Genomic DNA, 12,595 nt, shown 5'->3' on the forward strand with positions numbered 1-12,595 from the left:
CGGCACCAGCCGCGCTGGCGGCGGATCTATTCGGCCGCCTGGCGGTATCGCTCGACCCCGTCCAGACTTTCTCCGGCGGCACGAAGGGCTCCGCCCCATTTGGCAAGCCACCAGCTATATTGCTCAGGCCATTGCTCGAAATGACCGGTCAGCCCGAAATGCTCCGCGGCGTGAAGCGCCCAGAACGGATCGTAGAGCATCTGGCGGGCCATGAAGATGAGGTCGGCCCTGCCGTCCTGCAGAACCTTCTCTGCAAAGTCCGGGGTCCGGATCATGCCAACCGCGCCCGTCGCAATGTCGGCCTCGCGGCGAATGCGTTCGGCAAACGGCACCTGATAGCCTGGACCGCGACCGAGATTGGCGTTGGTCGATCCCGCGCGAAGATTGCCGCCCGTCGAACAATCGACCAGATCGACACCGAGCTCCTTCAATTTGCGGGAGAAAATGATGCTGTCTTCGATTTCCCAGCCGCCGTCGATCCAATCGGTCGCGGAGATGCGCACGAAGAGGGGCGTGGACGAGGGAAGTGCAGCCCTCACGGCACGCGTCACTTCGAGCGGAAACCGCATCCGGTTTTCGAGGTTGCCGCCGTATTCGTCGGTGCGGAAATTGGCGAGCGGCGACAGGAACGATTGCAGGAGATAGCCGTGAGCCATGTGAAGCTCGATGATGTCGAAGCCCGCAAGCACAGCCCGACACGCCGTGGCGACGAAGGCATCGCGTACGCCGACGAGTCCGTCCTTGCTGAGAGGGATGGGAGTCTGGAAGCCATCAGAGAATGCCACATCCGACGGCCCCGTGGGCACCCAGGTTTCCTCTCCCATTTCGATATCGCGGTCCGTCAAATGGCTATTGCCCCGGAACGCGCGCTGCTGGCTCGATTTGCGTCCGCCGTGATTGATCTGGATCGCTGCCTTTGAGCCGTGCGACTTGATGACATGAACGATCTGACGCATGCCGTCGATCTGGCCGTCCTCCCATAGCCCGGGATCGCCGTTGGTAATGCGCCCCTTCCGGGAGACCGACGTCTGCTCGACGAAGACGAGCCCGGCCCCGCCCTGGGCAAATTTGCCATAGTGAACCAAGTGGAACGGCGTGACGTAGCCGTTCACGGCCGAATACATCCCCATCGGCGAAACGACGATGCGGTTGCTCAGCTCGACGCCGCGGAATGCAATGCTTTCAAACAGCTTGACCATTGTGATCTTCCCCTGAATTGGCGGACCGGGGCATTCGCGCCTCGACGTTCGTCATTGTTGTGCAATGGCGCCGGAGCGGCGTAGCTCATCAATCTCGCTGCTGGACAGGCCGAGATATTCCGACAAGACCTCGCCATTGTGCTGACCGAGACGCGCGGACGGAACGTACTCGGGCGTCGCCGTATCGTGCAGCACCAGCGGGCTGCGATGAACGAGGATGTCGCCGTATTCCGGATGCGAGATCTCGCGCAACATGCCGCGGGCGTGGAGGTGTTTGTCCTCGGTTACTTCGCGCAGGTCGCGAACGGCGGCGCAGGGCACCCTGTTGACGCGGCAAAGCTCGGTGATCTCGTCGCGCGCGAGCTGCGAGGACCAGTCGGACACGATCTGGTCCGTCAGATCGATGTGCTTCAAGCGGTCTAGCACGGTCTTGAACCTGATATCGTCGGCCAGCTCCGGCCGTCCCATCGCGCGCGTTAGTCCGGTCCAGTGGGATTCGTTGACGCTGATGATGGCGACATAGCCGTCGGATGCCGGATAGACATTGTAGGGCGCTTCGGCGAGCCCGCCGTGACGATTGCCGGTGCGGGGGGCCGCCGCCTTACGGTTGAAGACATCGGCCAGGTTCGAGGCCATCGCCGGATAGACGGTCTCGACCATCGCGATCTCGACCAGCCGGCCGCGGCCACTTTTCTCCCGATCGTAAAGGGCCGTGAGGATGCCGGCGTAGAGATGCACGCCGCTGATGAAGTCGGTGATGGCTGGACCAGCCTTGACCGGAGGACCTTCGGCAAATCCCGTTACGCTCATGATGCCTGACACGGCCTGGATGGTGAGGTCCATCGCCAGATTGTCCCGGCTGGGCCCGGACAGGCCGTAACCGGTGGCCGAGCCGTAGATCAGCCGCGGATTAACGGCGCTGAGTGCAGCATAGCCGACGCCCAGTCGATCGAGCACGCCGGGGGCGTAGTTCTCGATCAGCACGTCGGCCTTCGACGCGAGCTCCTTCAGGACCCTGACGCCGTCGGGCGACTTCAGGTTCAGGCTGATGTTGCGCTTGTTGGCGTTCAGCATTGCGAACGGGACGGCGTTGCCCTTGCTGATGCGGGCGCGATGACGCACCGGCTCGCCGTTCGGCGGCTCCACCTTGATGACGGTCGCGCCGGCCTGCGCCATCAGGAAACCGGCATACGGGCCCTGATAGACCTGGCCGAGGTCGATGACGATCACCCCGTCGAGCGGCAGCTTCTTGTTGTTGTCCAAGGTGTCCTCGGTCCTGTCAGAAATTGTAGAGCCGCGCCGGGTTGGCGATCAGGATCTTGCGGCGGGTGGCTTCGTCGGGAACGCAGTCGTGCAGCAGACGAAGCAGGTCCTGGAGATCGGGCATCGTCTCGGCGCTGTGGCCGACATGGGGCCAATCGCTGCCCCACACGACCTGGTCGGGCGCTGTTTGGACGATGGCGCGCATGAAGGGCGCCGTGTCCGCATAGGGGCGGCCGACGCGCGTGTTGCGGTCGGCACCGGAGATCTTGGTCCAGTAGCGCCCGGTCTTCAGCCGGTCGGTGAAGGCGCGGAAATCCGGATGATCGTGCCCCTTGTCGGCCATGGTCCGTGACATGTGGTCGATCACGTAGTTCAGTGGCAGTTTCTCGAGCTCGGCCGCGGCGGCGGCAAGATCCGAGCTCTCGATCCAGAGCTGCGCATGCCAACCCCGCTCCGCGATGCGGGGGGCGAGCTTGACCAGATCGTCGTAGCTGGTGCCGAGCGTTGAGACCGGCTTGCCGTCCTGCCGGATCATGGTGACGCGCACCGCCTTGAAGCCGATGTCGGTGAGTTCATCGAGCCGCCGATCCGAGACATCGGGCCGCAGGATTGCGACGGCACGAAGCCTGTCGGGGTAGCGGCGCAGCGCATCGTAAGTGACGGCGTTGTCGTCTCCCGATCCGACCGCATGGACGATGACACCGCGCGTGATGCCGAGCTTGTCCCAGATGGCAAAGGCGTCTTCGATTGTGAATGGCTTTGCGGCGGTGAAGCGGCCCTCATTTCCAGGCGGAAAGCGATCGAAGGGGCCGTAGATGTGAAAATGACAATCGCAGCTGCCTTCAGGCAATCGGTAGTTCATGGAAGCAAATCCCTGTTCGGTCTAGGTGTTGCCGCCGCTGCACACGATGGCTTGCGAGCCGTCGCCGAGCGCGATGGTTGATCTCTGGAAGCATGGTCGCGAAGGGGTTGGGTTCAGCGGCGGGAGCCCAAGCGAAGACAGGTCGAACCGGACGACATCAGTCGATAGCGATGGACAAATTCATTCCCGGCTTCATCACGCCCTCCCTGCAAGCGTGCGCCACCTTGGCGGGGCGCTTTTCATTTCTTGAACGGCTGCTACGCCGCGGCCTTTCCGGCCGCTGCAAGACTAGAGGCAGGGCGTTTCTGAGTCCATCATGTTACATATACATAGTTCTATTTCTATATATGTGTAAAATGCTTGTTGTCATAGGAGGGAGGGGGTAGACTGCGGCCGATTTCTGCAATCGGCTCGACTCATCAAGGTACCTGTCAGCCAATTACATTCCAGATATGTGTAAATGATGAGCTCCAGTATCAAATCGGCCAAGCGGATCTTTGAAGTCCTCGAGTACTTCGAGGAAGTGAAGCGTCCGATTTCGCTGAAGGAAGTGGCGACGAAGTGCGACTATCCGACGTCGAGCGCCGCGGCCTTGCTCAAGAGCATGGCGATGCTGGGGTACCTGTTTTACGACAGCTACAATCGCACCTACATGCCGACCATGCGCATCGCCCAGATGGGCCGCTGGCTGGACAGCGGGTTGTTCGGCGACAGCGCAATCCTTGCGCTGGTCGATTTCGTCCATGGGAAACTGGACGAGCTCGTCAGCATCAGCACGCAGTCCGATCTGCATGCGCAGTACATTCACGCGTTACAAACCAGCAAACGCCTGCGGTTCGAAGTTAAATCCGGCGACGTCCGGCCGCTTGCGATCAGCGGCATCGGACGCACGCTGCTCAGCGGCCATACCGACGTCGAGATTGAGCGGCTCCTGCGCCGCATCAACGCTGTCTGCCCCCGGGAAGAGCACTTCGAGCTGAATGCGCTGATGAAGATCGTCAACGGCATCCGGCGCGACGGCTACATGTTCTCAAGACACATCATCGTCCAGGACGCTGGCGTGATCGCCGTCCTGCTGCCGAAGCGCGATTTCGGCCGCGACCTGGTCCTCGGTGTCGGCGGCCCGGTGTCCCGTCTCGAGGAGCGGCAGGACGAAATTTTGGCTTGTATCCGTGAAGGCATCGCGCGTTTCCTGTCGTGACGTCTGCCCTTCGGCCGAGCCCAACTTGCTCACGACACAAACGGACCTCAAGCCGAGCCCGCCGGTCAAGTCACCACCGGGGCGCATCGGCGGCAGCAGGACCAAATCAGATTAGACTGCCTTCGGCGTTGGAAGGATACCTACACTTCGAAGTATGCTGAGTGCTGTGTGGGACTGGCGTCACCAGACGAATCGAGCATCCCCGTGGGGCAGCCGCTTGGCCCGTGTGACTCGGGCAGGCACGCGAACAGGTTGGTCCTAAGTCTCCCAAGCTTGTTCTGTTTTGATGATGCTTCGAGATTTCGCCCGCGTCCTGGCCCCGATGGAGTCAGTTCGCGACTGATAAGGTTTGGCAGAGGGAGTCGGTCTGCGAACTGGTAAGCTTTGGTCGCAAATGGAGTCAGTTGGCCAACTGATAAGGTAATTGTACAAACCTTATAAGTTGCGAATGTGGGTCAAAGCTCCCGCATTGGAGCTTCGGGACGCTGAGAGGACAAAGCTGCGATTAGGTCGAGCAGCAGCACACTTCCCCGTAGGAAAGCATCTAATCGCATGATGTCGGCCGTATCGGCGGTGTTTAATCCGGACACGTGACTCAAAGTGAGCTGTCGCCGGCTGCACGAACTGCAGCGGATGGATGCAGATGTGCCATTTGTGCGTCAGCAAATTCAGCCTAAAAGTTTGGCAATGCTGCAAGTAAGACGCAAGTCATCAGAATATACATCACTTTGACGCCGGCTGGCAAAATGAAGGCGGGATCTAACGCGCTGAGCTCACGCTTGGCGCCTCGCTTTTCGATGACGGGTCCGCGTTCTTACGAAAGAGTAGCCCGCAAGGTCCCTGGCTACAGCCGCTCCCTACACTGAACGAGGCGGGGAGTGCGGCTGCATGCCCAACCGAGCTAAACAAGGTTCATTTTCATGACTCCATGTAGTGACGTCCGTTGCTTGTCCCAAGTCGACGATCCGAGAAACTCAGCGAGACATCCATCAGTTTGCCACAAGGTCACTGCCGTGAGATGCGCGATCACTATTTGGCTTCTATTGGGTTTGTGCTGCTCCGCTGCAGCTGTCCCAAAGAAGGTCCAAAGGCACTCGGGTCCAAATTTCGGCGCTGCCAAGCCGACTGTTCTGATTAGTCCGACAGGTACAAGAATTTACCGCGACCCCTCGGTTCAAGGAGGTTTCCGTACCGATTATGACGATCCGCCCTCTTATGATGATCCATCAAGGTTTGGCGGCGGTTAGTAGCAAACGGGTGCTGGCGGACGACCATGGCATTCTGTGCCCAGATAGTTCGCTTCGCGAGCGCCGTACGTACGTGGTGCATAGAGCATGGCTGCTACAACGGTCGCGCCGCTCTTCGGAACAAGTTTCCCGTTTAAGCCGGTCCAAGAACAAGATTAAGAATAAGCGTGCTGAAGGGTTATCGCGATCTGCCGTGGCAGTGCCAATCGATGACGTGGATGAAGGTCGAGCCCCGCATCACAATGGATCATCGCGGAGCTAGTCACCAGCAGTGGCCCTCCTCGCGCGGCATGTGTGGGCTCACCCCAAACCCCAAGCATTGAAGCGCCACAGGCCTATGAGGTGGTTCGCCGGCCATCTCGCCTTGAGACGCACGAACTTAGCCGAAATGCCACCAATCTCTTGGACGAGGCCGGCGGCAAGCGGATATTAGGGCTTTCGGCATCTAAACGGCGTCGTCTGCTCAACAAGACGCGATGATCCCCGATAAGCGCACCGCCTCTGAGATCGGCCCTCTCTGAACAGACGGTTTAGTCCGCAATAAGTATTTGACATACGTTGAATCGTCGGCTGCGGTTACTCCGATCGATGCGAACCTCCTTCGGCTCCGCAGCTGGCACTGAAGTCGTCGACCCTCCCATCGGCGGTTGATGCGCTGCGGGCGGGAGCGCCACAGATCTCTCCTAGCGCTGGTTTGGACAAGAGGCCGCCTCTCGCCTGGGTTATGAGCGTTTCGCTGTGTGCACGGGCCGCATCTGGCTATTGAAGTCATTTCAATTCCGCCCGCAATCAGGAAGCATAAAAGGAGTTGGTGGACGCACGGACCGAAGCCTGCACCCCGCCGCGAGGAGTAGCCGAAGCTAGTGGCGTCGGATGAGTGTGTCGTATGGGGGCGCTGCAATTCTATGTACGAATTCGACTCAAAAATCGCTAGCGTCCCCACTTATTTGTTCTGCAAACATTAGGAGCGTCATGACAAAGATTCTTGTTCTCTACTACTCTGCCTATGGACACATCGAAACGATCGCTAACGCTGTCGCCGATCGGTGCGCGCGAGGCGGGAGCGATCGTAGACATCAAGCGTGTCCCAGAACTAGTTTCTTCCGACGTTGCAGAGGCATCGAGTTACAAGCTCGATCAGCCTGCGCCCATAGCGAAGATCGAGGAGTTGACTAGCTATGACGCTATCATCGTTGGCACCGGCACGCGCTTTGGCCGCATGACGTCGCAGATGGCAAATTTCCTCGACCAAGCGGGCGGCCTCTGGGCTCGAGGTGCGCTTCAGGGCAAGGTTGGCGGCGCCTTTACCTCGACCGCAACCCAGCACGGGGTCAGGAAACCACTTTGTTCTCGATCATCACCAACCTGTTGCACTTTGGAATGACGGTTGTGGGCTTGAACTACGGGTTTGTCGGCCAGATGAAGCTTGATGAAGTCACCGGTGGTTCACCTTACGGCGCCAGTACTATCGCTGGTGGCGACGGCAGCCGAAGGCCATCGCAAAACGAGCTCTCCGGCGCACGTTATCAAGGACGCACGATAGCGGAGATTACGATGAAGCTGCATGCCTAGTCTGAGAAGGCCACGTGCGAGTTTGTGCACTGGCGCTCGCCGTTTGCGGCAGCGGCACTGGCCGATCTGCTGATTGTGCTTCTGAAGTGCTGGCCTCCTCGAGCGCACCGGGCGCGCCGACAAGTTGTCAAATGAAGTACTTTATCAACGAACCCAGAGATTGACATGCCAGTCTTGCTACTGACGCTCTGTATCGCTATTGCTGCCAACATTGCTGTGGCTCAAGTTAGAAGTGAAGACAAGAGCCCGAGCGACTCCAGGCACAGTACTGGACGAACTGTGCTACCCGACAACAAGGGCCAGCTGCAGCCGCAAGGATGGACGGGCCCAAACTCTACAGGCTCAGGCGGCGCGCCAGCTTCAAGTCCGCAGGGAGGGACACCACCGGATATGCAGCCCGCGCCTGGCGGCTCGTCCAAGACCATTGTCGATCCCTCGGCTCCGAATAAGTCGCCGTGATCCTATGTCCGCACTCAGGTCGTAGCGGACATGAATTGCGCTTTCGAGCCAAGGGAGAGTGTCCGCGGCGGAGCGACCCTCAGCAGAAACGGGGACGCTCCTTCAGTGCCAATTCCACGAATGACGATAAGCTTAAGAGGTCGCGATGTCCCCAAGCATCGACCGCCGCTTCTTCATCAAAACTGCGATCGCCTCGACGGCTACCGCCGGGTGTCTGCTGTCAGCTGCAAGCCCCTGTTGACGTCTCGGGCTCATTCGGAAGCCGCTGCCCCGGCGCCCGAGCCACTGCTGAAGCCGCCGCAGCTACGTAGTTCTGGCGGCGTGCTGCAGGCGACATTGACGGCAGCGCCGGGGAGTGTACGCCTCGGCAGCTCGAGATTCAACGGACTGCTCTACAATGGTGCCTATATCCCTCCGACGCTACGAGCTCGCGTCGGCGACCTCTTGCGCATCACTTTCCGCAATGACCTCGCTACACCACCGGATCTTGGCAATTCCTTTGGCCCTGTATGTGTTGGAATCGGCACTCCTTCAAACATGCATTTCCATGGCCTAAGCGTGTCGCCGCAAGGGAGCAGCGACAATGTCTTCGTGCATGTCCAACCCGGTGAACAATTTGAGTACGAGGTGCGTATACCAGCAGCCGGTCGTCAGGGGCCCGGCTCGTTCTGGTATCACCCACATGCGCACGGCTCCGTAAATGGTCAGATACTGGGGGGCATGTCTGGCGCTCTGATCATTGATGGCAGCGAGGAATTGCTCTCGATATTGGCAGACATGCCGGAACGTTTCCTTCTGTTGAAGCATGCGAAATTCGCGGACGGGAGGGAGCTCGTCTCCATCAACGGCCAACTCAATCCGTTGGTTGAAATGACCCCAGGAGAAATGCAGTTCTGGCGTCTTGCCAACATTGGTGCCTCCAATTTCTATAAAATAGGCATCGCTGGCATGCCGCTTTACGTCGTGGCGACAGATGGGCACATGCTGTCGCGTCCACGCAAGACAACGGAGCTCTTCCTCGGCCCCGGGGAGCGAATTGACGCGATAGCAATCGGCCCGTCCGCTGGTATTTACCAGCTGAAGACCATTCCTTTTCGCAACGAAGCTTGGCGATCCGAAGAACCCAGCATCCAGCTAGCTGTAGTCTCATCCACCGGACCGGCACGTGGCGTCACCTCCGTTGAAGAGGTGGTTCTTGAGCAGCGGATCCGTGATAGCCGATGGATCGACCAGGTGCGCGGTGCCCCGATCGCGCAGCGCCGAACACTGCGCTATTCACGGACCTCTGATCGGAAGGTGTTCTTGATCAACGATCAAGTTACCGACGAAGCTCGCACAGATCAAACCGTGAGGCTTGGGGACACCGAGGAATGGACCATACTAAATATGGATCAACAATATCACAGCTTCCATATTCATCAGACGCCTTTCCTCGTGACTCACGTGGGCGGCACTGCTTGGCCCGACGATAGTCTACGCGACACGTTTTCAGTACCTCCTGCAACCTCCGAAGGCCCCGGCATGATCAAAGTCGTCATTCCGTTTACTGATCCCGTAATCCGTGGCCGCTTTGTGTACCACTGCCACGCTGTTGACCACGAGGATAAGGGCATGATGGGTGTCATAGAGGTAAGGGATTGATGCAATGAGCAGCAGGCTCTTGTTCAGTCGACCGCAGGCCCGATTGTGCCGCGTGCTGTATGGGCCTGAGTTCGGTGCCGTCCTTTCCGGTCTAGGACGCGGAGAATCTTGGCGGATGAATTGATTGCGTTTGTCAGAAGGACCGTGTTCAGAAAATAGTCAACGATCATAGATGAATGCGCATCGGCCACACCAGCGGAAAGGCAGGGCTCTTGAAACTAGTTTCGGATCAACGACACGGAGTGCCTGTTTCTAGCAGCATACAGCGCTGGTTTCGCTGTCGTGGTTGCCTCGATCATTTCTGCAATCCCTCCCGCCTTAGCTCTCGCAAAGTGGGTAGGCCTGCGAGCATTGTGATTGCGGCGGCTTGGTCACTAACTTGGAAAACCAGACATCAGAGCTGAAAACGATAAGTAGACAAGGCGAGCACATTCGGTGGCAGTTCATTTGCCGTCGCCTTAGGCAAATCGCCATCCATCGACCTCGCGTGAATGCCATTCAGCGATCGTCAGCATTCAATTCACTTCCGCTAGCGGCACGGCTTCGGTATCGACAGCACCAAGCGTCAGCGCGAGGGACGGTAGCTGCAACGTACTCTCCTCACGCAGAGGCGCCGACCTTGCGGGGCGTGGTCAGACTCAAGCGCTTTGTGAGTGTTAATCCTCCACCACGAACGAAAGGACGGACAATGAGGGACCAGCCAACAGAACTCAAGGTCGAAGTGCTGCGTGTCGCCCACTGGATTGCCGGTAACCAATCGGAGAAACTTGGCATCCAAGCAATGCGCATTGCAATCGCGATCATCTTTCTTTGGATCGGCGCGCTGAAGTTCGTTCCCTACGAAGCCGATAGTATAACGCCATTCGTCGCCAATAACCCAATCATGCGCTTGTTCTACAAGCATCCAGAAGAATACAAGGCGCATCTCACCCGGGAAGGTCAATTCGTCCCCGCCGAGCGAGAATGGCAAGCCAACAATAACACTTATGCGTTTTCGCAGGGCCTTGGCATCGTCGAGGTCATCATCGGCCTTCTCACTTTGGTTGGTCTAGTGTCGCCCCGCTATGGACTGGCCGGAGCCACAATGTCGTTTTTGACGCCGGTGGTCACGTTGTCATTCTTGTTCACGACGCCCGAGGCGTGGGTGCCCGATTTGGGTGATGCAGAATTTGGGTTTCCATACCTCTCTGGAGCTGGCCGGCTCGTAATCAAGGATGTTGCGCTGTTTGCGGGCTCTTGGTTGGTCATGGTTGATTGTGTACGCGACCTGCTTCAAAAGCGCGCTGTTCAATCAGCTGTAGCTATGCTCCACACCGTTCACCGTAGTGGTCCACGTCTGTAGAGCCGGTGTATTGAAGACATCTGAGCTCACTTGGCTGTACTAGCAAGAATGATGAGGTTGGCACCGTCACGATTCTGATCTGCGATCGTTGGCAACGTCAGAGTGCTAAGCCTTTCCGAAAGTGGGAACGGGGACAAGCATTCTCAAGGTCGACGAAGAACCGTCTCGCCCAAGGTGCGAGATGCTCCTGAAACATGATGCGGTCAGCGCCTGCTGATCGGTGAATCTCCGCCCCAGCGAAGCCCGCCATGATCTCGCACAGGAATCCGATGTGATCCTCAGGCTCGGTATTCGGCCCATCAAGCAGGTCCGGCTTGTGCAGTTTGATGGCAGCCTGTGGCAGCCAATAGGTGACGTAATCGATCGCGCGTTTCTCGGTCCGGCTAACCCTTAAATCGAGAGATGAGGGCGATACCTCGTTTGCGCGTCACGATGTATCCGACGGCTCTTACTGCGTCGGCAGTCCAGTCGCGGGGACGGTGTCGTCTTGCGCGCTAAGAAAACTAGTGCATTGTGTTCATCCGATGAGTGAAATCGCTGCACTTCCCGAGAGCTCCAAAACCGTAAATACTAGCTGCAGGTGGTGATACATGGCCACCCATGTGGCATGTGCTCCGAATTGCACCTCTCATATGGATCGAGCCGCCAAGGGGCTTTCCGCTAGTAGTATGTATCGGGTCGGATTCGAGAGCCCGCACCTAAGGAGACTAAATCCATGCAGAAGCTCGGACGAGTTACGCTATTGACCAGCCTGGTCGCGCTCACGCTTCAGGCCCAAGGTGCAGTAGCCCAATTGTTCGACAAGAAAGTCCTCACCTTAGCCGCGGCGGAGAAGATCGTGGCAGCCGCCAAGGCGGAAGCTGAGCACAATCGGCTGGCCGGCGTAATCGCTGTCGTCGATGATGGCGGCTGGCCTATACTGTTGCTGCGAATGGATAACGCGGCGTATGTGGCAAGCGCAGAATTAGCCCCGCAAAAAGCGCGAACTGCGGCCCTTTTCAAGAAACCTACCGAAACGCTCGAGAATGCAATCAATCAGGGTCGTGTCGCAGCTGTGACTGCGCACGATTTTACCGAGATGAAGGGCGGTCTGCCGATTGTCGTCGATGGGCAGGTCGTCGGCGGCATTGGCGCAAGCTTCGATACCCCAGATCATGATGTTCAGATTGCGCAGGCGGGACTCGCGGCGCTTGGGCATTAGCCCTGATCCTTACGCCAAAAAGTGCTGGGCATATTCTGGCCGTTCAGGAAAGGCTCAGCATGCTCAAGATTTCAGTCATCAGGTGGGGTTCGATCTGACGGGAGGTCGCTTCGAATGCCCGAACAATGACTGTCGGCGGTTACGTCCTGATCAGCGTCCTCTTGGCACTGTCGGTTGACGTGATGGTGATTGCGCACTTGGGATGGGCGGCAGCTGCGGGAGTAGATGTTCCCCATTTGCATACGTCGCGATGGCAGCTGGTATACTGCTTTCTCTGGTATTTGGCGTCGGATTGATGGCCCTCCTCTTCTACAGCAGCCGCTCGGGATACGACGAACCCGCCAGGCTCATTCCTTCAGACGGCGATGATAAGCCGGGATCCCAAACCTAAGCTGATGGGCAGGTTCTGCGTGCAACGGCCACACTGAGCTACACGTGCCGCATCAGCTGAGCTGGAAAAACGCGATCGTCGCGTTTCGGGAAGCGGCACTACAATTCGGCATGCACTCAGGTCATCTCACGAGTGAAATAGTTTCAGTTCCGACGAGGGACAGAAGCTCATGAGATCTGTCGACATGAGGGCTCGGTGCAGCGGGAGGCTCAAGTTC

General features: G+C 58.4%; 8 protein-coding genes and 1 pseudogene. 5 read left to right on the plus strand and 4 right to left on the minus strand.

The features are described 5' to 3' along the window. Positions 1–26: 26 nt before the first annotated feature. The 3 genes from IVB50_RS41470 to IVB50_RS41480 are packed head-to-tail and all read right to left on the minus strand — an operon-like array spanning position 27 to position 3,324. A complete protein-coding gene (locus IVB50_RS41470) occupies positions 27–1,199 on the minus strand; it encodes an NADH:flavin oxidoreductase/NADH oxidase (protein ID WP_247300432.1) in 1,173 nt (390 codons plus the stop codon). Positions 1,200–1,250: 51 nt separating this feature from the next. Next, positions 1,251–2,462, minus strand: a complete 1,212-nt coding sequence (locus IVB50_RS41475) for a CoA transferase (protein WP_247300434.1) — start codon at positions 2,460–2,462, stop codon at positions 1,251–1,253. A gap of 16 nt (positions 2,463–2,478) precedes the next feature. After that, a complete protein-coding gene (locus tag IVB50_RS41480) occupies positions 2,479–3,324 on the minus strand; it encodes an amidohydrolase family protein (RefSeq protein WP_247300437.1) in 846 nt (281 codons plus the stop codon). A 460-nt stretch (positions 3,325–3,784) separates the two neighbouring features. Between IVB50_RS41480 and IVB50_RS41485 the strand changes: the two genes are divergently transcribed. The 4 genes and pseudogenes from IVB50_RS41485 (at position 3,785) to rclC (ending at position 10,786) form a co-directional block, all read left to right on the plus strand. Further along, a complete protein-coding gene (locus IVB50_RS41485; protein WP_247300438.1) occupies positions 3,785–4,525 on the plus strand; it encodes a helix-turn-helix domain-containing protein in 741 nt (246 codons plus the stop codon). Positions 4,526–6,744: 2,219 nt separating this feature from the next. Further along, positions 6,745–7,344: pseudogene (wrbA, locus tag IVB50_RS41490) on the plus strand (NAD(P)H:quinone oxidoreductase). Positions 7,345–8,247: 903 nt separating this feature from the next. Beyond that, positions 8,248–9,444, plus strand: a complete 1,197-nt coding sequence (locus tag IVB50_RS41495) for a multicopper oxidase family protein (RefSeq protein ID WP_247300441.1) — start codon at positions 8,248–8,250, stop codon at positions 9,442–9,444. A gap of 688 nt (positions 9,445–10,132) precedes the next feature. Then, positions 10,133–10,786: a reactive chlorine resistance membrane protein RclC gene (gene rclC, locus IVB50_RS41500; RefSeq protein ID WP_256465363.1), complete on the plus strand. Its 654-nt coding sequence runs from the start codon at positions 10,133–10,135 to the stop codon at positions 10,784–10,786. 97 nt (positions 10,787–10,883) lie between these two features. Here rclC and IVB50_RS41505 read toward each other — a convergent pair whose 3' ends face one another. After that, positions 10,884–11,150, minus strand: coding sequence for a molecular chaperone TorD family protein (locus IVB50_RS41505; protein ID WP_346771325.1), 267 nt, complete (start codon positions 11,148–11,150; stop codon positions 10,884–10,886). 351 nt (positions 11,151–11,501) lie between these two features. On the opposite strand from IVB50_RS41505, the gene IVB50_RS41510 reads away from it, so the two are divergent. Further along, a complete protein-coding gene (locus IVB50_RS41510) occupies positions 11,502–11,987 on the plus strand; it encodes a heme-binding protein (RefSeq protein ID WP_247300444.1) in 486 nt (161 codons plus the stop codon). Positions 11,988–12,595 lie beyond the last annotated feature (608 nt).

The organism is Bradyrhizobium sp. 87, from assembly GCF_023073015.1.
Taxonomy (GTDB): Bacteria; Pseudomonadota; Alphaproteobacteria; order Rhizobiales; family Xanthobacteraceae; genus Bradyrhizobium; species Bradyrhizobium canariense_D.

Coding starts and splice junctions, on each gene's coding strand:
- IVB50_RS41470 (WP_247300432.1), bottom strand. CDS start 1,199: ATGGTCAAGCTGTTTGAAAGCATTGCATTCCGCGGCGTCGAGCTGAGC.
- IVB50_RS41480 (WP_247300437.1), bottom strand. CDS start 3,324: ATGAACTACCGATTGCCTGAAGGCAGCTGCGATTGTCATTTTCACATC.
- IVB50_RS41485 (WP_247300438.1), top strand. CDS start 3,785: ATGATGAGCTCCAGTATCAAATCGGCCAAGCGGATCTTTGAAGTCCTC.
- rclC (WP_256465363.1), top strand. CDS start 10,133: ATGAGGGACCAGCCAACAGAACTCAAGGTCGAAGTGCTGCGTGTCGCC.
- IVB50_RS41510 (WP_247300444.1), top strand. CDS start 11,502: ATGCAGAAGCTCGGACGAGTTACGCTATTGACCAGCCTGGTCGCGCTC.